21 protein-coding genes are annotated in these 23361 nt (G+C 45.0%); 20 read left to right on the forward strand and 1 reads right to left on the reverse strand.

Annotated features, from left to right (window positions below):
- Positions 1-64: 64 nt before the first annotated feature.
- The 20 genes from ACW6QF_RS12695 to ACW6QF_RS12790 all read left to right on the forward strand — a co-directional run bounded on the left by ACW6QF_RS12695 (position 65) and on the right by ACW6QF_RS12790 (position 22615).
- Entirely contained in the window at positions 65-793 is a 729-nt protein-coding gene (locus ACW6QF_RS12695) for a DUF4271 domain-containing protein (protein WP_456088103.1), read from the forward strand.
- Positions 790-1557 (forward strand): uroporphyrinogen-III synthase, encoded by a 768-nt coding sequence (locus ACW6QF_RS12700; RefSeq protein ID WP_298548267.1) that lies wholly within the window; start codon positions 790-792, stop codon positions 1555-1557. The genes ACW6QF_RS12695 and ACW6QF_RS12700 overlap by 4 nt, the downstream gene beginning before the upstream one ends.
- A complete protein-coding gene (rnpA, locus tag ACW6QF_RS12705) occupies positions 1547-1933 on the forward strand; it encodes a ribonuclease P protein component (protein WP_298548234.1) in 387 nt (128 codons plus the stop codon). Before ACW6QF_RS12700 ends, rnpA begins: the two co-directional genes overlap by 11 nt.
- On the forward strand, positions 1933-2154 hold the full coding sequence (yidD, locus tag ACW6QF_RS12710) for a membrane protein insertion efficiency factor YidD (RefSeq protein WP_036723952.1): 222 nt from the start codon (positions 1933-1935) through the stop codon (positions 2152-2154). The genes rnpA and yidD overlap by 1 nt, the downstream gene beginning before the upstream one ends.
- Positions 2155-2787, forward strand: a complete 633-nt coding sequence (locus ACW6QF_RS12715) for a TatD family hydrolase (RefSeq protein WP_456088104.1) — start codon at positions 2155-2157, stop codon at positions 2785-2787.
- Positions 2788-2884: 97 nt separating this feature from the next.
- Positions 2885-4177: a tyrosine--tRNA ligase gene (gene tyrS, locus ACW6QF_RS12720; protein ID WP_298548238.1), complete on the forward strand. Its 1293-nt coding sequence runs from the start codon at positions 2885-2887 to the stop codon at positions 4175-4177.
- Positions 4178-4554: 377 nt separating this feature from the next.
- Entirely contained in the window at positions 4555-6954 is a 2400-nt protein-coding gene (locus ACW6QF_RS12725; RefSeq protein WP_456088105.1) for a family 78 glycoside hydrolase catalytic domain, read from the forward strand.
- A 975-nt stretch (positions 6955-7929) separates the two neighbouring features.
- A complete protein-coding gene (locus ACW6QF_RS12730) occupies positions 7930-10119 on the forward strand; it encodes a tetratricopeptide repeat protein (RefSeq protein WP_456088106.1) in 2190 nt (729 codons plus the stop codon).
- A gap of 203 nt (positions 10120-10322) precedes the next feature.
- Positions 10323-11486 (forward strand): 6-bladed beta-propeller, encoded by a 1164-nt coding sequence (locus tag ACW6QF_RS12735; RefSeq protein ID WP_456088107.1) that lies wholly within the window; start codon positions 10323-10325, stop codon positions 11484-11486.
- A gap of 111 nt (positions 11487-11597) precedes the next feature.
- A complete protein-coding gene (locus ACW6QF_RS12740; protein ID WP_456088108.1) occupies positions 11598-11885 on the forward strand; it encodes a hypothetical protein in 288 nt (95 codons plus the stop codon).
- 122 nt (positions 11886-12007) lie between these two features.
- Positions 12008-12190 carry a hypothetical protein gene (locus ACW6QF_RS12745; RefSeq protein ID WP_456088109.1) on the forward strand — a complete coding sequence of 61 codons (183 nt, stop codon included), beginning with the start codon at positions 12008-12010 and terminating at the stop codon, positions 12188-12190.
- 179 nt (positions 12191-12369) lie between these two features.
- Entirely contained in the window at positions 12370-12711 is a 342-nt protein-coding gene (locus tag ACW6QF_RS12750; protein ID WP_456088110.1) for a DUF3244 domain-containing protein, read from the forward strand.
- A 30-nt stretch (positions 12712-12741) separates the two neighbouring features.
- Complete coding sequence (locus tag ACW6QF_RS12755) at positions 12742-13860, forward strand: 6-bladed beta-propeller (RefSeq protein WP_456088111.1); 1119 nt, start codon at positions 12742-12744, stop codon at positions 13858-13860.
- Between the two features lie 560 nt (positions 13861-14420).
- Positions 14421-14909, forward strand: a complete 489-nt coding sequence (locus tag ACW6QF_RS12760) for a pyridoxamine 5'-phosphate oxidase family protein (protein WP_456088112.1) — start codon at positions 14421-14423, stop codon at positions 14907-14909.
- A gap of 136 nt (positions 14910-15045) precedes the next feature.
- Positions 15046-15993 (forward strand): serine O-acetyltransferase, encoded by a 948-nt coding sequence (locus ACW6QF_RS12765; RefSeq protein ID WP_456088113.1) that lies wholly within the window; start codon positions 15046-15048, stop codon positions 15991-15993.
- Positions 15994-16059: 66 nt separating this feature from the next.
- Positions 16060-17598, forward strand: a complete 1539-nt coding sequence (locus ACW6QF_RS12770) for a THUMP domain-containing class I SAM-dependent RNA methyltransferase (protein WP_456088114.1) — start codon at positions 16060-16062, stop codon at positions 17596-17598.
- Positions 17582-19780, forward strand: a complete 2199-nt coding sequence (locus ACW6QF_RS12775; RefSeq protein ID WP_456088115.1) for a DPP IV N-terminal domain-containing protein — start codon at positions 17582-17584, stop codon at positions 19778-19780. The genes ACW6QF_RS12770 and ACW6QF_RS12775 overlap by 17 nt, the downstream gene beginning before the upstream one ends.
- Positions 19781-19821: 41 nt before the next feature.
- Entirely contained in the window at positions 19822-21093 is a 1272-nt protein-coding gene (gene purD, locus ACW6QF_RS12780) for a phosphoribosylamine--glycine ligase (protein ID WP_456088116.1), read from the forward strand.
- A gap of 74 nt (positions 21094-21167) precedes the next feature.
- Complete coding sequence (locus ACW6QF_RS12785) at positions 21168-22181, forward strand: hypothetical protein (protein ID WP_456088117.1); 1014 nt, start codon at positions 21168-21170, stop codon at positions 22179-22181.
- Complete coding sequence (locus tag ACW6QF_RS12790; protein ID WP_008146862.1) at positions 22166-22615, forward strand: YqaA family protein; 450 nt, start codon at positions 22166-22168, stop codon at positions 22613-22615. Before ACW6QF_RS12785 ends, ACW6QF_RS12790 begins: the two co-directional genes overlap by 16 nt.
- On the opposite strand, the gene ACW6QF_RS12795 is transcribed toward ACW6QF_RS12790, so the two are convergent.
- Entirely contained in the window at positions 22616-23329 is a 714-nt protein-coding gene (locus tag ACW6QF_RS12795; protein WP_298553298.1) for a DUF5036 family protein, read from the reverse strand.
- Between the last annotated feature and the right edge of the window lie 32 nt (positions 23330-23361).

The raw sequence follows: 23361 nt of genomic DNA on the forward strand, positions 1-23361 counted from the left end.
AAGCTTGTCGGGTAAGCTTGCCTTTCTTTTTTGATTATCTTTGCACCTGTAATACGCAGGGAACATGAATATATTTGAAGGATATGTGGGCATTCGCTTGTGGGACGGACAGTTGGTGGATGATGTGATCTTCTCCCTGCTGTTGTTCCTGTTTATTGTCTTTTCCTTTGTGTTCAGAGCCAATTTCCAGTTGTTTGTGAAAATGTTGAAAGATGCTTTTCTGTTGAAGGAGAGGCAGAACCTTTTTGACGATGTGGTGGGGAAGAGCGTTTTCTTCTTCCGTAATTTTATGACATTCCAGGCATTATTCCTTTCAAGTATCGCCTTGATTGCGATCGGCAGGATATACGGATTTCTGAATTATGTGGAATGGCAGGCGGTTTTATCGGCGATCGGAACGGTTTTCTGCGCCTTATTCCTGTTTTATCAGTTTAAACAATGTGGCTATTACCTCTTGGGCGGCGTGTTTGCCGACCCCGATAAATATAAGTTATGGAAGACGAGTTATAATGCCATTATGGGGATTTGGGGAGTCTCTTTATACGTCCCGGTGTTGTGGTTGGTGTTTGTCGGGACACACGTAACTATACCGATAACAATGTTTTGTATTCTCTATATTTTGTGTCGTTTTGTAATAATTTATAAGACAATACGGATATTTCACAAGAAAAGCACTGGTTTATTGTATATAAGTTTGTACCTTTGCGGCCAAGAAATTTTACCTCTGGTATTTTTGTACGAAGGTATGGTTTATTTGTATAACTTTATCGAGACAAGTACTCTATGGCATTGAACATCAAAAAGTTGCTGGTATCACAACCGAAGCCTGCATCCGAGAAGTCCCCGTATTTCGACATTGCAGAGAAGTATGGAGTTGAGATTGACTTCCGCCCATTCATTAAAGTAGAACCTCTTACATCTAAGGAGTTCAGACAGCAGAAAATTTCTATTTTGGATCATACGGCTGTTGTTTTTACGGCTCGTACGGCGATCGATCATTTCTTCCACCTGTGTGAGGAACTGCGTGTTGCCATTCCCGAAACGATGAAGTATTTCTGTATGACTGAAGCCATTGCTGTATATTTGCAAAAATATATTGTGTATAGAAAGCGTAAGATCTTTTTTGGACAGACCGGGAAGCTGGATGATCTGGTTACCGTTATCGGCAAGCATGCAAAAGAAAAATATCTTGTGCCCGTTTCCGACGTGCATAAAGATGATTTGTTGACTATGTTGGAAGCGAAGAAGATTTCTTTTTCGAAAGCTGTTATGTACCGTACCGTAAGCAATGATTTCTCGAAAGACGAGAAGTTCGACTATGATATGCTGGTATTTTTCAGCCCTTCGGGAATTTCTTCTCTGCTGAAGAACTTCCCGAATTTCAAACAGGAAGATATAAAGATCGGATGTTTCGGCCCGACAACGGCCAAGGCGGTGAAAGAAGCCGGTTTGCGCCTGGATGTGGAAGCGCCGACTCCCGAAGCTCCGTCCATGACGGCTGCCCTGGAATTGTATCTGAAAAAAGAGATGGGTAGTAATAAAAAGAATGGTAAATAGAAGGTACACCCTTTCAAAAGAAGAGCGCCTGTCGTGGAAACGTTACATTGACCTGCTGTTTGCAAAAGGGCAATCGTTTGTGGCGTTTCCACTGCGGGTCGTTTATTTGCCGGTGGAAGAGGAGACATTGGCTCCGGTATCTATCCTGGTGAGTGTCCCCAAAAAGAAATTCAGACGTGCCGTAAAACGGAATCTGATCAAACGTCAGGTCCGTGAAGCCTACCGGGTACGTAAATATGACCTGATCGATCCGCTGACGGAAAAAAACAAACGTATGTTGGTTGCTTTCCTCTATTTGGACAAGGAAATCCATCCTTTTGCCGATATGGAAAAAGCCATGACAAAAGCATTGAACCTACTTCGCGACAAAGCATGATAAAGCGTTTTTTCACTTTCCTTCTGTTGTTGCCGGTCTATTTCTATAAATATTGCATCTCTCCCATGACGCCGGCATCGTGCAGGTACACGCCTACTTGTTCCGAATATGCCGTGCAGGCTCTCAAAAAACATGGTCCGGTGAAAGGATTGTATTTAGCTGTCAAACGTATTCTTCGCTGCCATCCCTGGGGAGGAAGCGGATATGATCCTGTACCGTAAATGGTCTATTACGACATACATACCCACCATTTGCCCGTTCATCCCGAAGATGTTGCGGTCGTCAACCGTATCGTCCCGGCGCCAGACACGGGAACAGGCCGGTACCGTTCTGTCGGCATACATCCCTGGTATATATATAACGTAGAAGAACAACTTGCCGAACTGGAACGGCAGGCGTCATTTCCGAATGTAGTGGCCATTGGCGAAACGGGCCTGGATAAAGGTGCGGAAGCTCCGATGGACCGTCAGCAGGAAATCTTCAAGGCGTCGGTATCTCTTGCCGAAAACGCCGGTATCTTTTTGATCATTCACTGCGTGAAAGCCTGGGACGAGCTGATCGCCTTGAAAAAGGGACTAAAGCCCCGTGTGCCCTGGATTATACACGGTTTTCGTGGTAATGCCACATTAGCCGGACAACTTATCCGGCAGGGCTTTTATCTCTCTTTTGGCGAGCGCTTCAATCCCGATGCCGTACGCGAGGCATGGCCCGGCCGTTTATTTGCCGAAACGGACGACCGTGAAATCGATATCCGCACCGTTTACCGGAACCTTTCGGCCTCCCTAGATCTTTCGTTGGAGCAGTTCGCCGCTCAGATCGCCCGAAACGCCCACGACATCCTCCATCTCCCTTAAATCACTGTTATACCCTAATTTTCAATTCTCAATTCTCCATTTTCAATTATAAAGTCGTACCTTTGCCGACATTCAATTAATACTATAATCTAAAACGATGAATTTTGTTGAAGAATTAACATGGAGGGGCATGATCGCTGATATGATGCCCGGAACAGAAGAACAGTTGCAAAAAGAGATGACTTCTGCTTATGTAGGTATTGACCCGACGGCTGACTCATTACATATCGGTCACCTGGTATCGGTTATGATGCTGAAACATCTCCAACGTGCAGGACACCGTCCTATTGCTCTGGTCGGCGGAGCTACCGGTATGATCGGAGACCCTTCAATGAAGTCGGCGGAACGTAACCTGCTCGATGAAGCGACGCTTCGTCATAACCAGGATAGCATTAAGAAGCAGTTGTCCAAGTTCTTGGATTTCGATTCGGACGCGCCTAATGCTGCCAAGTTGGTAAACAATTACGACTGGATGAAGGATTATTCTTTCCTGAATTTTATCCGTGATATCGGCAAGCATATCACTGTTAACTATATGATGGCTAAAGAGTCCGTTAAAAAGCGCCTGAGCCGCGAATCTTCCGTCGGCATGTCGTTTACGGAATTCTCTTACCAGTTGCTCCAGGGATACGATTATATGTATCTGTATGAACACGAAGGCTGCCGCCTGCAGATGGGAGGAACCGACCAGTGGGGCAACATCACGACCGGTACGGAACTGATCCGCCGCAAGTTGGGCGGTGAGGCTTTTGCTTTGACCTGCCCGTTGATCACGAAAGCCGACGGTGGCAAGTTCGGCAAGACCGAGTCCGGCAACGTCTGGTTGGATCGCCGTTATACCTCCCCTTACAAGTTCTACCAGTTCTGGCTGAATGTGAGCGATGCCGATGCTGCCAAATATATCAAGATCTTTACCGATCTGCCTAAGGATGAGATCGATGCCCTGATCAAGGAACAGGAAGAAGCGCCGCATCTCCGTCCGTTGCAGAAACGTTTGGCAAAGGAAGTGACGGTCATGGTTCATTCCCAGGAAGATTATGATGCAGCCGTCGAGGCTTCCAACATCCTGTTCGGAAACTCTACGTCGGAAGCATTGAGACATTTGGACGAACAGACATTGTTGGATGTGTTCAACGGTGTTCCCCAGTTCGAAGTTTCCCGCGAAGAGTTGAGTGGCGGTGTCAAGGCGATCGACCTGTTCACTGAAAAAGCCGCTATTTTCCCGTCAAAAGGTGAAATGCGCAAACTGGTACAGAGTGGCGGTATCAGTGTGAACAAGGAAAAGCTAACGGATCAGGATATGGTTATCGACTGTTCTTCCCTGTTGGATGAGAAATATTTGTTGGTTCAGAGAGGTAAGAAGAACTACTATTTACTGATCGTAAAATAAGAATTTCATACAAAAATGCTTGCAAGGTAAGATTTTATTCTTACCTTTGCATCGCTTTAGATAAAGCGCCGGATTGTCTCATGGTGTAATGGTAGCACTACAGTTTTTGGTTCTGTCTGTCGAGGTTCGAATCCCCGTGAGACAACTTACAGAACGAAAGGGTCGGAATGAAAGTTCCGGCCCTTTTTGATTTTATGGCGGGAAATCTTTCTTCTTGTATCATTTCTGCATGATTAATTCCCAAATTTGTAAATGGCGGACGATGGTATATCCATATATTTGTGCATTGGATATCATGGAAACTCAGTTGATCTTAATGTTATGAAGTATTATTGTCTCTTACTCTCTATTCTTTTGGAACTTTAATAATTAACAATATGAAATACTACTATTTATTAGCAATCGTTTTCTGGTGTACAGCTTTATGTTCTGCCGTAGAAAACAAGAGTGTGCGACAAGTTGCTCCTGCTCCCTCGTTATTGACCGGCAAATGGGATGCCGACTGGATTTCCTGCCCGGATGTTTCTCTTTATGATTATGGCGTTTATCATTTCCGTAAGAACTTCAAACTGGACAGGCAACCGGAATCGTTCGTGGTTAATGTTTCGGCGGATAACCGCTACAGGCTTTTTGTGAATGGAACGCCTGTCTGCTACGGTCCGGCACGCGGGGACTTGAATCATTGGTATTTTGAGACAGTGGATATTGCATCTTTACTGAAAGCAGGCGAGAATACGCTTGCCGCTATTGTCTGGAATGCCGGTCCCTATACCCCCGGAGCGCAGATGACATTGAAAACCGGGCTGATCGTACAAGGGAATACAGCCCAGGAAGCCATTGTGAATAGCGGGCCGGACTGGAAAGTTTACCGGAATCCCGCCTATGCGCCGTCTGTCGAGAACCGTCAGGATGTCGGGTGTGCCGACATCGTAAACGCCTCTTTATATCCGTGGGGATGGGAAACGGAAGGATATGACGACGGTTCATGGAAAAACGCCGTCCAGTTGGGACGCGGACAGCCTTATGGAGCCGGGACAGGCTATGACTGGGTGTTGTGCCGGCGCGATATTCCTTTGATGGAAGATACGTTGCTCCGGATGAAAACGATCCGGCGTTCGGAAGGAATGTCCGCATCGCCCGCTTTCCTGGAGGGGAATGCCCCGCTGGTGGTCCCGGCGAACCGGAAAGTGACGTTGCTGATCGACCAGTCTTATCTGACAAATGCTTATCCCGAACTGAGAGTGTCGGGAGGGAAAGGCAGCGAGATCAGGATGCGCTACGGTGAGGCGCTCTACAAGGATGGACAGAAAGGTAACCGTAACGAGATAGAAGGGCGCGAAATAGGAGGCTTCACGGATAAGTTTTATCCGGACGGCGGAAGCAACCGGCTGTTCCGCCCGCTATGGTTCCGGACGTACCGGTATCTGCAAATGGAGATCGAGACGAAGGAGGATCCGCTAACTTTGTCGGACCTCTATGGCATGTACACCGCCTATCCGTTTAAAGAGAACGGCAGTTTCAGCAGCAATCTCCCGGAACTGCAAAAGATATGGGAAGCCGGTTGGCGTACAGCCCGGCTGTGTGCCAATGAAACCTATTACGATTGTCCCTATTACGAACAGCTCCAATATGTGGGAGATACGCGTATCCAGGCATTGATTTCCCTGTATGTGGACGGTGACGACCGGTTGATGCGCAAGGCGATCAGGATGTTCGACTATTCCCGTTCGTATGAAGGAATTACGACCAGCCGTTATCCGAGCCGGGTTCCGCAATACATCCCGCCTTTCTCCTTATATTGGATCAATATGGTGCACGATTACTGGATGTACAGGGATGATCCTGCATTTGTAAAGGCATGTATGCCGGGCGTAAAGAGTGTCTTGGAGTGGTTTGCAGGCAAGATCGATCCGAAAACCGGCCTGCTGGGACCGGTCCCTCACTGGAACTTTATCGACTGGCCGAAACAGTGGCCCTGGAACAATAACCAGCCTTTGGGCGGAACACATAAGGCGGCTATCAGCGGAGGTTCTTCGATCCTCTCCCTTCAATTGGCCTATACACTGAAAGATGCCGTCGAGTTGTTGAAAACGTTTGGAGAAGCGGATCTGGCCGCCCGTTATGAAGCAGTCTATCGCTCGTTGTGCCGCAATACCTGGGATAAATGCTGGGACGAAGGAAAACAGTTGCTTGCGGATGATTTGGAAGGTACGAGCTACAGCCAACATGCCAATATCATGGGAATCCTTTCGGATGCCGTCCCGCATGAGAAGCAGCAGGCGTTGTTCGATAAACTGAATACGGATCCTTCTCTGATCCAGGCTACCTTCTACTATCGCTTTTACCTGTTCCGTGCCTTGAAAAAGGTCGGTTTGGCCGATCGATACACGGATATGCTCAAACCCTGGCAGGATATGCTGGCAATGGGCTTGACCACCTTTGCCGAGAATCCCGAACCGACCCGTTCGGACTGCCATGCCTGGAGTGCAAGCCCTGTCTATGACTTCCTGGCAACGGTCTGTGGCGTGGAGCCGGCAGAACCGGGATTCCGTTCGGTCCGCATCGCCCCTCATTTAGGATCGTTGAACCAGATAGAAGGAAAGATCCCTCACCCGGCAGGGCTTATCGAGGTCAGTTTGAAGAAAAACGGCAAAGGACTTTCCGGCCATATCGTTTTACCGGCTTCGCTGAGCGGAACGTTTGTCTGGGGCGGGCAGCAGTTGAATCTTGTTGGTGGCAGGAACACGATCGCTCGTCTTTTTCCGTCGGCAAATTAGCATATCTGTAAATAGCGGACCTACGATTGACAATTTGTTAGAGTTGCCACTCGTAGGTCCGCTTATATCCGTACGTTTATCCTGATGATTACAAATAGGGGAAGGAAGAGCAGTTTGGAATTGACATTTTGCTCTTCTTTTCTCCGGAAATCTCTTTTTTTGTTCCCGAAAGGGTGAAGTTGTGCGGTGCGATTGGTGGAAGGTGTCGGGTGGAAGGATGAAAATACGGTCAAACCGTCAACCGTCAACCGATCTTTCCAACAGGGCTTTTAGCTGTTAAAATTGCTTTTTGGAGGCTTTTTGCAGTCTCTTGACGACCGTTTTATGCCTTGTCCCGCACCCTTCCCTAAAATCATCTAAATGATTTTCTATTTTTATCCTGATCGTTTATCCCGATTGTCTGAATAGTTTTCCAAAACCATTCAGATCATTTGAAAAATCATTTAGATGATTTCGGGAAGGCCCTGCGGAATCGTGTCGTTTTAAGGCTGAAAGGAGGAAAGCAAGCAAAGCGTGTGTTAGGAAAATAGATTGAAATGAATTAAAATGACAGGAAATATGTTTTTTTCATGACAAATGATATCGTTTATGGTTTACAGGAGATGGCTCTAAGGTTGTACTAAAAATTGACAATATCCCCTCCTGAAATAGAGTCATTTCGTAAATCTGTGATTATTATGTATATATGGAATATGTTGTTTGTTAAAAAATATTATCCTTGCGTGTAATTTGGATTATATGGGGTATAAAATCAAATTGGATGCGGTAGTAGTTTCGATTTGAACCAATGGCTTTTTCGGAGATTTTGACAATAAGGAGGCATGAAAGTTGCCATTACGATTTGAACCGTTTGGAGCAGGAAGAGATCCGTAATATCGAGAGGTGTGTAGTTGCGGGTTGATATTGTCGGCAAAATAAGAAGGGAATACGGGCAAATATTAGTAATATTGCAATATGTAAAACAAACTCAGTCTGATGAAAAAACTTATATCGCCTATATTCCTATTGTTGATCTTAGTTCAGGGCGCGTGCCGGCAGCCTCACTATGTCGACTCTCTTTTGCAGAAGGCGGAAACGCTCATGCCGAATCGTCCGGACAGTTCGTTGATCTTGTTGGAATCCGTCCGCTCTCTGGAAAAGCTTTCCGCGGAAGACTATGCCACCTGGTGTTTGCTGGTCACGCAAGCGCGGGATAAGAATTATGTGGAACATACGTCGGATTCGGTGATCAATGTGGCGGTGCGGTATTTTGAGAAACGGAAAGACCCGCATCGGAAGGCGCAGGCTTATTATTGCCAGGGGCGGGTGTTGTCGGATCTTGATTTGGAAGGAGAGGCCTTGGAAGCCTATCTGAGGGCGAAGGAACAAGTGACTCAAACGATTGATTATGATTTACGTGCCCGTATAAATAACCATTTGGGCGGTTTATATTGGAGAAATATGAATCATCGGGAAAGTCTTGTTTATTATAAAGAAGCCCATCAGGCATATGTATATAGTTCTGATACGGCAGGTATGGTCAATACATTATGTAATGTCGGAAAATGTTTGCAGGGGATGAATTTGCTTGACAGTGCGTCAATCTATTATGAGAAAGCATTGAAATTGGCTGACGAGGGGCATGTCCAAACGCAAAAAGGAATGATTCTTACTTCTCTTGGTAATATTAGTGAAGTTCGGGGAGAATATGTCACGGCATTGGAATATTATCGAGATGCATTACAAAGTACCGATAATCCGAAATTTTTGGATACAGAGTATTATAATCTGGGGGATATCTATCATGCGTTGGGACAGACCGATTCCGCTCTGTTTTATGTTGGAAAGATATTGGAGAGTGGAAATTTATTTACTCAATGCAATGCCAACCGTTTGTTATATCAATTGGCAAAAGAAAATCGGGAGTATGCTTCCGCCTTTGTGTATAATGAAACCTATTTGCAGTTAAGGGATTCCATTGAGCATCTTTATCGTCCTCACGAATTGGAACGGGTGAAAGCACTCTACAACAAAGAGCGGATGCAGAACCGGCATGACAGGCAAATGCAGGAGGCTGAGATCCGGCAGTTGATGTGGGTGGTCCTGTTTTTGGCGAGTCTGGTTGTCGGAATATTTATCTATTTCTATTTTAACAAGAAGTTGTCTTTGCAGAAACTGCGTAATCAGGAGACAATGAAAATGTTAAATGAAAACAAGAGGCAACTATCGATTAAAAACAAAGAACTGAGCGAGAATAATGTGAGATTGGAAACAGCTCAGCAAGCGCTTACTCAAATCAAGAAGGAAAAAGACCGTTTAGTACAGGAGAGAAATGAACAAGTCCGTGTACTGGAGGAAGACAACCGGAAACAACAAGCTGAATATGAACAGCAGTTGGAAGAGATCGAAACCCGAAGCAAGAGAACCGTTGAAGAAAAAGAAAAAATATTGCGTGAAAAAGACCATTTGGCGCGAGAAAGAAATGAACGAGTCCGTATGCTGGAAGAAGATAATCGCAAAAGACAAGCTGAATATGAACAGCAATTGGAAGAGATCGAAACCCGAAGCAAGAGAATCGCTGAAGAAAAAGAACAAATACTGCGTGAAAAAGACATTTTAATCAATCAAAAGAATTTATTGCTTAGTCAGTTAAGTTCGATGTCGAAAGATGAAAAGCTATATAAAGAGCAGATAGGCATCCTAACGAGCGAGCAACAGAAAACTACACAGGAAATAATAATATTGCGTTCGGAAATAGATACATTACGTTCGGAAAGTGAAGCAAAATTGCAGCAGGAATTGGAAAACCAGAAAGACTATAGCTCTCTGTGTAAAATGTATGAAGCTTGGCAGAAGGAGTTGATCAGTCAAAATAGTTGTTTATCCCGTATTCAAAACCGGTTAGTATTGGACATTTGGAAAGAGCGGGATTGGAAAGTCTTTATGGAAAATTTCAACCAGGTATATCCAGGTTTTCTCACACATCTGACCGGCAGTTTTGATTTGGGCGAACGTGAAATCCGGATTGTCTGCCTGACCAAATTGGGATTGAAGACCGCAAAAGTTTCTACTGTTTTCAATTTGGGAGAAGATATGATCCGGCGGATAAAGTCGGATATCCGGAAACGGTGTTTTCCGACATCTACTGCTTACTCTTTGGACGAAATCCTGAAAAAATGGTATTAGCGATTCCTGCTTTTATCTCTGAAAGCAGGAATCAGGACCTTTTGAATGAGTAAAAATGATGTTTAATATATTGATTATAATGCTATTAATAAAAAATAGAAAAACATATTTATTCCTGTTATCTAATAGGAGGAGGGCTTTAAATTTGTAGTAGAAATTCTAAAAACAGACTGTTTTATTGTTGTTGATTTTAGTTGTAAGGTATGAAAATATTTTTTTGTTTGTGTAGTTTATTATATTCACTTTTGGGTTTAGCACAAAATAAACCTTTTATTGTTGATCTTGAAAATAGTAATGAAGATGTATCTTTAACTATTTTATTTGATAAAATAGAGTATGTCCCATTGGAGACAACACCAGAATGTTTCTTGAAGCCCGGAGCTTATTATTATGTGACAGATAAGTATATTGTCGCGATGAATGCTTTTTGGCACACTTATTTATTTGATAGAAAAACAGGAAAGTTTATTCGAAGATTGGATCGTGAAGGTGGTGGTCCGGATGAATATCGTCGTTGGATTGTTTATTTAAATGGGTTGAATGAAAAACGTAATATTCTTTATGCTAATGATATTGATAAATGGAAAGGCTATGATATAGAGACTGGTGAGATGGTAGATATTATAAAGAAGCCAAGTATAAACAATGAGATTATTACAGTATTTAGTCCGTGGGCAATAAATTCAAGTCAATATATTGGAAATGTTTCAGCTGAGTTTTGTAAAAAAGGATATAGGCTTATTGTCTTTAATAAACAGGGATTTATCTCTAAAGTGTATAAAAATGAAAACATTCTTGGAGCGGATGTTTTGTCAGGTGATGGACTTTTGATCTTTTATAATTATAAAGGGAAGCTTTATTTTTCACGAATAGGTTTTAATGCTATGACTTACGAGGTTGGGGATAAACAGATATTACCTCATATTATTTTTCGGACTGGAAATAAAGAAATTCCAGACCTACAACTTGATGGCATTCCTTCATCTGCTGTCAGTGACCAAATTAATATATTGTGGGTTGGTGAAAGTGATCGTTTTATCTTCTTTAAATATGCTAAAGGATATTCGGCAATGACAACTTATAATTGTGCTTTTGATAAAAAAAATAAAAAACTATATATCCCTCATAGCAAAAAAGCTTATGAGTCTCATTATGGATATACAAATGACACAGATGGATTAACTTCTGTTATTTTACGTGGTATGAATAAAAATGGAGAAGTTTATGGTGTTTTGGATGTACAAGCATTAAGTGAGTATGTTAAACTAAATGGAGAGAGAGGAATGAGTGAGAGAGGTAAACGTCTTGTTTCAAATCTTATGGAAGATGATAATCCTATAGTCGTAATAGCTACCCCTAAAAAGTGATATATATAAAGATGATTAGTCAAGAAAAATATTTATATAGAACCATTGATCTCTTTCTAAAAGAGGCAACTATCGATTAAAGACAAAGAACTGAGCGAGAATAATGTGAGATTGGAAGCAGCTCAGCAATCGCTTAGTCAAATCCAGGAGGAAAAAGACCGTTTGGCGCGAGAAAGAAATGAACGAGTCCGTATGCTGGAAGAAGATAATCGCAAAAGACAAGCTGAATATGAACAGCAGTTGGAAGAGATCGAAACCCGAAGTAAGAGAACCGTTGAAGAAAAAGAACAAATACTGCGTGAAAAAGACATTTTAATCAATCAAAAGGATTTATTGCTTAGTCAGCAAAATTTGAAGTTAAGTTCGATGTCGAAAGATGAAAAGCAAGGAAGACTATAGCTCTCTGTGTAAAATGTATGAAGCTTGGCAGAAGGAGTTGATTAGTCAAAATAGTTATTTATCCCGTATTCAAAACCGGTTAGTATTGGGCATTTCTCACACATCTGACCGGCAGTTTTGATTTGGGCGAACGTGAAATCCGGATTGTCTGCCTGACCAAATTGGGATTGAAGACCGCAAAAGTTTCTACTGTTTTCAATTTGGGAGAAGATATGATCCGGCGGATAAAGTCGGATATCCGGAAACGGTGTTTTCCGACATCTACTGCTTACTCTTTGGACGAAATCCTGAAAAAATGGTATTAGCGATTCCTGCTTTTATCTCTGAAAGCAGGAATTAGGACCTTTTGAATGAGTAAAAATGATGTTTAATGTATTGATTATAATGCTATTAATGAAAAGAATAGAAAAACATATTTATTCCTGTTATCCAATGGGAGGAGGGCTTTAAGTTTGTAGTAGAAATTCTAAGAACAGACTGCTTTATGAAAAAGAACTATTTCCTTTTTTTGATTATTGTATGGGGATTGACATTTGTCTCTCCTGTTATATTGTCTGCTAAAGTGACGGATACACGTGATATAGAATTGCGGAGTTTGTTACCTGTCCGTGCCTGGTTGGATAATCGTGTAGTCTATGTGTCTTTTTTTGAATTGCCGGCAGAAGCAACTGTATCCATATTGGATGCGGAAGGGAACCTTGTTAACGTATGCCAGTATCAATCGCCTGAAGTGATTTCATTTCCTATAGTGGAAGGAGAAGGTACATTCAGGATAGAGATTAAATATGATTCGAATATTTTTATAGGAGAATTTGAGTTGAAGTAATATGGTTTGTTAGTCGTTGATAATTATAATATGAAAAACAGTATTTTAGGAATATGTGTAGTGATTTTATTAATGATGAGTGGTTGTCAATTTATCATGGATAAACGAACTATATTACCAGTCCTTGATTTAGGTGCAACCATTGGATATTTTGTACCTGACACTTTTGTTTGGAATAATGTCGCAAAGCGAGTGAGTTATCTTCCTGTTTCAACAACAGATAATGTTTTGTTGGCATTGGCCAGACCAGTGTATATAGGTAAAGATTTCCATTACATGGTAGATCATAAGACGAGTACTGTTTTTCGGGTGGATAAGAAAGGAAAGATTATATCTTCTTTTTCCAAGAAAGGGCAAGGTCCTGGGGAATATGTTGATTTAACATATGTACACGTTGAACCGGAAAACCGTATGGTGTGTGTGTATGACCAAAAACGTAATAAATATATCATGTATGATTTGGATGGAAATTTCATCCAGGAGATTTCATTTGCGGAAAAGAAAATTAATACACCGCTTTTGATCACTTCGGATTATGCTTTAGTCAAAGGGGTTGATGGTGGATCTGAATGTAAATTATATCTGACAGACAAAACATTCAATATCGAGAAAGGGATATTTCCACTTGATATGTCTTTGACGGATATGGAACGGCTATGTTTGATTTGGCGAATTAATTATTGCCGGAATCGTGATCAGGCCATTGTTCATTATGCAGATGAAGATACAGTATTTACTGTGACAAAAGGAGGGATATCCCCCATTTGCATATTGGAAAAAGGGGCATATAAACTTCCACCGGAAAAAGCAAAAGAGTTGCTCGCCGGAGATTCTCCTTATCTCCAGGCAATGGGTTTGTCTTTGATTTCGAACTATTATGTAGTCTCTTATCTGTTTAAAAATAAATCATATGATGAAATATGGGACAAAGCCAACAATCGGATTCTATCGCGTTTTTCAAATGAAGGAGGAAAATTCGGGATCCCATTCCGTTTGCCTAATGGTAAAAAAACATGGATAAATACGAGATCCTTATACATTGACAGCAATGCGGTCGCTTTTTCAATAGGTGCAGATGTTGCATCGGAAGGTGGCGTTCCCGGAGTCGATGAGGACGGTAATCCAGTTTTGGTGATTATGGAATTATGATAAGGCCCTGAAAGATACTAATATTTTAATAGAGCTGTTAAGAAGTTTGAAAGTGAAGTACACTTCATCTAATGCTATGAATTTGTACATGGGACATCCACATCGAAACAATTTATATGGTTTGTCTGAGATGTTAACGTTGTATGGGGTTGAGAATATTGCCATCCGGCTTGAAGACAAAAACAAATTTGTGATATAGAAACGCCATTTATAGCACATGCAGGTAATGATTTTGTGTTGGTAAAAAAGATTTCTATTGGTTGGCATATGTGTTTGCTTTTTATTGTTGCAAAAGCAAATGAAGATACAAAGTAATTATGCTGATAAATTGTGCTCATTGTTTAAAAAAGTGATTGTAATAATGTTTTGGAATCAGAGGTTGTAAAATTTTTAGGAGTTTTTAGTTGGAGTGAAATAGGTTTTGGATATTTTGTATCAACATTGTTAATATATTTGTTTTTTCCTCAATGGATACACGTTTTTACACAGCCTTATACATTATGAAGTGTCTGGTTTCAAAAAAACTTGTATGTTTGTAGGGACAAAAACAGAAACGAGAAATGAAGACATTAGTACATACCAATAAAGAACTGATTGAAGCGACCATTAAGAAGTGTGATATTTGCTATGTGGGACTGGCTGATACGGATGGGACTCCCTATGTATTGCCGATGAACTTTGGCTACCGCGATGGTGTTATATACCTGCATTCGGCACAGGAGGGACGGAGCATCTCCATTTTAGAACGGAATCCGCGCGTCTGCATTACGTTCAGTACGGATCATGATCTCGTTTTCCAGCACCCGGAGGTCGCTTGCAGTTACCGGATGCGCTCCAAGAGCGTGATATGCTGGGGGAAAGTCCGCTTTGAAGAAGATTTCGACAAGAAGACGGAAGCCCTGGATATCATTATGAAACAGTATTCGGATAAGGAATTCCGCTATTCCGATCCGGCTGTGAAGAATGTCAAAATATGGATTGTGGAAATGGACGAAGTGACCTGCAAGGAATTCGGGGCACCGCATAATAAGTTGAAAATTGGAAGTTAAGAATTGAAAGTTGACGTTGCCGGACGATTTGTCTTTTTGGATAAAGCGTTGTATGATGGGCAAATAATTGCCTGTTGTCAATTGTTCATTTTCAATTTATTCTTACTTTTGTTGCCAAATACGATATTGCTGAATAATGGGATTGCAAAAGCATAGCAAGGTCTTGAATGATACAGTTGAGATGCTCTCGGACGAGGGGTCTTACCAGCAATTGTTTCATGCTTACCGGGATGAAGAGGCGCTACCCTCGGGTGAAGTGCTGAAAGAGATCATAGATTTGTGCCGGGCAATCCTTTTCCCCGGTTATTACGGGAATGCACGGATCAGCAAGCAGACAATCCGTTTCCATACCGGCGTAAATGTCGGAACGTTGCATACGCTGCTTTCCAAGCAGATTTATGCAGGGCTTTGTTTTGCTGATACTACCTGCGTCTCTTGTCCCGAAGAAAAGATCCTTACCGAGGCGGAGAAACTGTCGGAAGCCTTTATCCGGACGCTTCCCGAAATGCGCAGCCTGTTGGCGACGGATGCCGAAGCTGCTTTCAACGGCGATCCCGCTGCGCAGAACATCAACGAAGTTATTTTTTGCTATCCCGGTTTCCGGGCTGTCTGCAACTATCGCATTGCGCACCAGCTATACCGATTGGGCGTCCCCTTTATTCCCCGCATGATTACTGAAATGGCCCATTCGGAGACAGGTATCGATATCCATCCGGGGGCAGAGATCGGGCACTATTTCTCGATCGACCACGGGACGGGAACCGTTATCGGTGAGACAAGCGTGATCGGGAACCACGTCCGCATCTTCCAGGGAGTCAGTCTGGCAGGAGAGAAACTGCCGCCCGATGAGAACGGGAATGCGATACGCGGTGTGCCGCGCCATCCGGTGCTGGGCGATCATGTGACGGTTTATTCCAATGCTACATTGTTAGGACGCATTCGTATTGGCGAAGGAGCTACGATCTGTGGCAATGTCTGGATTACGGAAGATGTTCCGGCGGGAGCAACCGTGAGTCAGCAGACAATTGATAAATGCCAGTTGACAGTCAGCGAAGTCATGGAACAAAGGACGATTAATAATTAAACAATTAATAATTAAAATAGAATTACTAATAAACGATGAGGAATCATTGTTAACTTTCAACTTAAAATGAGCGAAACATTTGAAATGGTGGCCAAGACCCTTTACGGGTTGGAAGAAATACTGGCCGGCGAGTTATTATCTTTAGGTGCTAACGACATACAGATTGGCCGCCGGATGGTTTCCTTTACCGGAGATAAGGAAGTGCTTTACAAAGCCAACTTCTGTTGCCGTACGGCATTGCGTATCCTGAAACCTATCTATCACTTTAAAGCTAAAGACGCTGATGCTGTCTACAAAGAGGTTAAGAAGGTGAAATGGGAAAATTACATGTCCTTGGACAAGACGTTTGCCATCGACTCTGTAATCTACTCTGAAGATTTCAATCACTCCAAGTTTGTTGCTTATCGTACGAAGGATGCGATCGTGGATTATTTCATGGAGAAGGAGCAGAAACGCCCCTCTGTCCGTGTAAACAATCCGGATCTGTATATCAATATTCATATCTCACATAACGACTGTACGCTCTCTATCGACAGTTCGGGCGAGAGCCTGCATAAACGCGGTTACCGGGTGGACCAGACGGAAGCGCCGTTGAATGAGGTGCTGGCTGCCGGTATGATCTTGAAAACGGGATGGAAAGGCGAATCGAATTTCGTCGATCCGATGTGCGGCTCCGGTACGTTGCTGATCGAGGCGGCGATGATCGCCTTGAATATTGCGCCGGGTGTGCACCGTAAGGAGTTTGCTTTCGAGAAATGGATCGACTTCGACCAGGAACTGTTCGACCGTATCTATAACGACGAGAGCCAGGAACGTGAGTTTGATTTTAAATGTTATGGCGCCGATATCAATCCGGCGGCGATCGAGATTGCCGAAAAGAATATCCGTAGCGCCGGTCTGATGAAATATATCGAGCTGAAGACCCAGCCGTTCCAGCAGTGCACGGAGGCTCCGCAGCCGGGCATCATGGTGACCAATCCTCCTTATGGCGAACGTATTTCCAGCCGTGACCTGTTAGGGTTGTACAATATGATCGGCGAACGCATCAAGCATGTGTTTACCGGCTATAAGGTTTGGATTCTGAGTTATAAAGATGAATGTTTCGACAAGATCGGCCTCAAACCGAGTGAAAAGATGAAGCTTATGAACGGTTCGCTGGAATGCGAATATCGTTGCTATGACATATTCGAAGGGAAGAACAAAGATTATAAAAAAGCACTGAACGAAGAGGGCGAAGCACGTCCTTCCCATCCGGAAAGACCTTCTTTCGAACGCAGGCCGGACCGTCCGTCACGTCCGAACTTCCGTTCCGACCGCTTGGATCGTCCCGACCGCTTGGATCGTCCCGACCGTCGTTTTGCCGCCGCACATGCTGAAGACGACAGCGAGCGGGCTCCCTTTATTCCCGGTAAACGTTATTTTGGCGATGATCGTGCAGACGGCCGTCCGGCACGTAAGGATTTTGTCGGCAAACGTCCGATCAAGAAACACTTCAAGGATGATGAGGATTTTGGCGGTAAGAAAAAGTTCGGAGATAAGAAGTTTGGTGACCGTCCGTTTAAGAAACCATTTAAAAGAAGGGGCAAGGATGACTTTGAGGCTTAATCTTTTAGGTATATTCTGTGCTTTGGCACTTCTAAATCCGTTGTCGATGATGGGACAAGACAAACAGTTCACTTTGCATGACCTGATTCCCGGTGGAAAGACGCAAAGCCACTTTGTGCCCCGTAACTTGAAACAGTTGCAGTGGTGCGGAGATACGTATCTGTATGTCAAGGGTGACAGCATGATGAGTGGAGAATCGACAAAGCCGGTGAAAGTCGCCTTTACCCGCCGGCAGTTGAACGAAGCGCTTACGGCGGCCGGCGCACAGACGGTTGGCAGCATGCCTTTCTTCTCGGTCCCTTATAAAGATCAGCCGGTGCTTGCTTTTAATGCCAAGCGCCATCGTTTCCATTATAACTTTGCGGAAAACAGGATTGTAAATACGTATGACCTGAACGGCTCCTGGGAGAACTTCGACTTCTGTCCGGCCAACGGTTATTTGGCTTTTACGGAGGGCGACAATCTGAAAATCCTTTCACCGGATAACGCTGTCGGTATCGTGACGGACGAAACGGCCGAAGGTGTTGTCTGCGGGAAGTCCGTTCATCAGAACGAGTTCGGTATCCATAAAGGGACTTTCTGGTCCCCGAACGGTTCGGCGCTGGCTTTCTACCGGATGGATGAAAGCATGGTGACGGATTATCCGTTTGTCGATATTACCGCCCGTTGTGCGAAAGCCGAACCGCACAAATACCCGATGGCTGGGATGAAAAGCCACGAGGTGACGGTCGGTGTCTACAACTTGGCGACCGGGAAAACCGTCTGGTTGAAGACCGGTTTGCCGAAAGAAAAGTATCTGACGAATATTGCCTGGAGCCCGGATGAGAAGAGCATTTATATTGCCGAACTGAACCGGGATCAGAACGAGATGCACCTGGTACGCTATTCTGCCTTGACGGGTGAGAAAGAGGCGGATCTGTTTACCGAAAAGAACGAACATTATGTGGAGCCGCAACATCCGGTGCTTTTCCTGCCGAACAATCCGGAACAGTTTATCTGGCAGAGCCGGCGCGATGGTTATAATCATTTGTATCTGTATAATACGAAGGGAGAACTGTTGAAGCAGTTGACGGAAGGCGAGTGGGAAGTGCTGAATGTCCTCGGCTTCGATGCCAAGGGAAAGGCGTTGTTCTTCTCTTCCACAAGGCCGTCGATGCTGAGTTCGTTCAGCTATGGCGATGCACTGTATGTCGGGACGTCACGTCTGGATCTGAAAAAGGGAACCTCTTACGAATTGACTTCGGGCGGTTTGCAGGGTGTACATGCCACGCAACTGAGCGCGTCCGGCAAATATCTGATCGACAGCTATTCCGCTCCCGACGTACCACGTGAGATTTCGATCATTGACGGACAGAAGCGGGAAACCTTACGGACGTTGTTGACGGCGAAAGATCCGTACGAAGGATATGCGATGCCGGAAATCGTTACCGGAAAGATCAAGGCGGCGGATGGCGTCACTTCTTTGAATTACCGCTTGGTAAAACCTGTCGGTCTGGATGAGGCGAAGAAATATCCGACGATCGTCTATGTGTACGGCGGGCCGCATGCCCAGCTGGTTACAGGCGGATGGAAAAACGGCGTAGGCGGTTGGGATATCTATATGGCTCAACGCGGCTATGTGGTCTTCACGCTCGACAGCCGGGGATCGGCGAACCGGGGACAGGCGTTCGAAAATGTCATACATCGTAATTTAGGTGTGAACGAGATGGCGGACCAGGTAAAAGGTGTCGAGTATCTGAAATCACTCCCGTATGTCGATGCCGGCCGTATCGGCGTGCACGGATGGAGCTATGGCGGTTTTATGACGACGAACCTGATGTGTTCGTATCCGGAACTGTTCAAGGTGGGGGTTGCCGGTGGCCCGGTGATCGATTGGAGCAACTACGAGATTATGTATGGCGAGCGCTATATGGACCGGCCGCAGGATAATCCGGAAGGCTATAAGAATGCCAACCTGAAGTTGAAAGCGGGTAACCTGAAGGGACATCTGCTGTTGATCCACGGAGATATCGATCCGGTTGTTGTCTGGCAGCATAGCCTCGGGTTCCTGAAAGCTTGTGTGGATGCGGATACGTATCCTGATTATTTCGTTTATCCCCGCCATCTGCATAATGTGATCGGCAAAGACCGTCCGCATCTGTATGAGAAGATAACGCGCTACTTCGACGATTACTTGAAGTAAGGAGGCGTATCAGAATTGATAAAATATAAAAAGAACTACATATGAACATATTATTACTTGGCTCAGGCGGCCGTGAACATGCAATAGCCTGGAAGATGGCTCAAAGCCCGAAAGTGGATCAGTTATTCATTGCCCCCGGCAATGCAGGTACCGCATTGGTGGGTACGAACGTAAATATCAAGGCGGACGATTTCCCTGCTATCAAGGAATTTGCGTTGGCAAACCGGATCGGTATGGTGGTGGTGGGCCCGGAAGATCCGCTGGTGAAAGGAGTGTATGACTATTTCAAGAACGATGCGGCCCTGGCAGGTATTCCGGTGATCGGCCCTTCGAAAGAAGGAGCGCAGTTGGAAGGCAGCAAGGATTTTGCGAAGGCGTTCATGATGCGGCACGATATCCCGACTGCCCGTTATAAGAGTATCTCAGCCGGAAATTTGGAAGAAGGATACGCTTTCCTGGAAGAATTGCAGGCTCCTTATGTGTTGAAGGCCGATGGTCTGGCTGCCGGTAAAGGGGTGTTGATCCTCGACACGCTCGAAGAAGCGAAGAAGGAACTGGGCGATATGTTAGGCGGTATGTTCGGCGATGCCAGCAAGACGGTCGTGATCGAAGAGTTCCTGGACGGTATCGAATGTTCCGTATTCGTGATGACGGATGGCGAAAGCTACAAAGTGCTTCCGGTGGCAAAAGACTACAAGCGTATCGGCGAAGGCAATACAGGTTTGAATACAGGCGGCATGGGAGCCGTGTCTCCGGTTCCTTTTGCCGACGAGGTGTTTATGCAGAAAGTGGACGAGCGCATTATCCGCCCGACGATAGAAGGGCTGAAAGCGGAAAATATCGACTATAAGGGTTTCGTTTTCCTCGGCCTGATCAATGTGAAGGGCGAACCGATGGTGATCGAATATAATTGCCGCATGGGTGACCCGGAAACGGAAGTTGTCATGTTGCGTATCCAGAGCGATTTGGTTGAACTGTTGGAAGGGGTGGCCGAAGGTAATTTGGGTAGCCGCACACTGGTGCACGATCCGCGTGCGGCCGTAACGGTTATGCTGGTAAGCGGCGGTTATCCCGAAGCGTATGAAAAAGGCAAGGTTATCAGTGGTCTGGATAAGGTTTCTGCCGAAAATATCGTTTTCCATGCCGGTACAAAAGCTGATAACGGGCAGATCCTGACCAGTGGCGGCCGTGTCATTGCTGTCAGCTCTTACGGGGCCGACAAGGAGGAAGCCCTTGCCCGATCTTTCGCCGGTGCCAAGGTCATCGACTTCGAAAAGAAATATTTCCGTAGCGATATCGGATTTGATTTATAAATTGTTGTTATAAATGCTGATTTATCTGTTACTTTTGGATCAAGCCAAAAGTAACAGGTAAATGATGATTAAGAATGAGAGTAGCTTATAATAAATACAGCCGTCGATTCGACTTTTCTGCGCCGCCGACATTCATACCGGTCTTATTGGCGTGCATCGTCTGTTGGGTGGTCAGTTATTTGTACTCCGTGGGCTATCCTGTCTATGGCGAGGTCTCGGCTACTCCTCTCTGGAATACGATTTGCCAGGCATTGCCAGGCAAAGAATTTACCTATATCATCGGGATGGCGTTGATGTTCGGAGGGGCTTTCCTGTTGCACCGTGCGAACTATGTGCTGGTGCTGATACGGGAGAAGACGATGTTGCCCTTTCTCTTCTATGTCCTGTTCATCAGTACGAATCCCGATTTCTTTCCCCTGAAATCGACTTCGGTCGGTGTTTTCTGCCTGATCCTGGCGATCTACCAGCTGTTCACGACCTATCATGATCCCGAAGCGAGGGAGAAAGCCTATAGTGCCGCCTTGCTGATCGGCATCGGCAGCCTGCTCTGGGTTCATTTGCTTTGGTTTCTGCCGTTGTTCTGGCTGGGGATGTATAATTTCCGTTCGCTGGCGCCCCGTACCTTTATCGCTTCTTTGTTAGGGGTGGCGACGGTCTATTGGTTCCTGCTGGGCTGGTGTGTGTGGCAACGGGATTTCACGCTGTTCAGCGTTCCTTTCTCGACACTTTTCAAGGTGCGCTTCCTGGCGACGGACGGAATTGTGTTGCTGGATTGGATCAGTATCATGGCGATTGCCTTGTTGACGGTGGTCGCTTCCTTGAATATCGTCATGCACGATACGGAGGATTCGCTTCGTTCCCGCCAGTTCCTTTCGTTCCTGATTGCGATGTCCGTATGGGCATTCGGTCTTTATTTCCTCTATGAACAGGTTTCGGAAGAGTTTCTGGAAACAGCTTGCGTGCCAGCCTCTATCCTGATCGCCCACTTTTTTACGGTGACACGTGGCAGGATCGTGTTTTGGTCGTTTTTTGCAACTGTGGCAATCCTGATTGCCACTCTATTCATTCGGATATGGAATTTCTTATAGAGTACGGATATATCGGCGTGTTTATCGCCTCTTTCTTAGCTGCTACCGTTTTGCCGTTCAGCAGCGAGGTCGTTCTGACCGGCGTGTTGTTGGCGGGAGCGGCCTACTGGCCTTGTATGATTGCGGCTACGCTGGGTAATTTCCTGGGCGGTATGAGTTGTTACTGGCTCGGTATGCTGGGCAAGGTCGAATGGATAGAGAAATATCTGAAACTGGATGCCGCCAAATTGCAGAAAGTACAGGATTGGATAAAGGGGAAAGGTTCCTGGATGGGCTTTTTCGTTTTCCTTCCCGGCATAGGTGATTTTATCGCCGTGGCGCTCGGTTTCCTCCGCGCCAATATCTGGATCGTGGCTATCTCGATGTTTCTCGGAAAGGCGATCCGATATTGGGTTTGGATGGAATTTGTCTATAAGGTGCAGGGAATGTTCTGATTATTCCACTCTGACATATACTTTCGTGTACATCTCATTATGCCGGGCATAGATGGCGTAGTTGCCCCGGATATCGCGCCACGTGAGTAGAAGCCTCATTTTTAGGGCTCCGCCTTCAGACGAAATCTGGAAAATATCTTCCAGATCGCTATCGTAGCTAAACTCTGTACCTTTCGGGAATTCATAGGCCACTTCGTCTTCAGTGCCGCTGACCACAGTCCCGATCGTACTGTCGTAGGCAGGCATCCCGTCGGCCTCTGGATTGATCAGAGCAAACAGGACAACGGCCCCTATCCTTCTTTCCTCTTTCTTGATCTCGGAGTCGACATAGAACTGATAGTAGTCGCCGGCCAGCGCCAGTGCCAACTTCCCCGAAGGAAACCGCATCACGGCATCTTCCTTGAAAGCCTGGTAGAGATGTCCCGGCGTCACGGCTACCTGATTGACCAATCCCTCGCCGATTTGGGGCGGGACAACCTTTCCGAGTCCTTTCGACGAACCGAGTTCGACGATCAGGCATCTGTTTGTCTCGAAATTGTTTGCTGCATTGATATAGATATCGGAGTTGCCCAAGCGGGTCTTGCCGTTTTCTGCATCGAGCATGTTCAAGGTGGTTGCATTGTCGATTTCCGGAGTGGAATCGTCATCCGAACAGGAAAAAGCCGGGAGCAGAAATGCCGCCAGCAGGAGCTGAAACAAGAGATTCTTTTTCATTTGCTTCTTTATTAATAAGTTAGACAATAGGT

The organism is Parabacteroides sp., assembly GCF_977054455.1.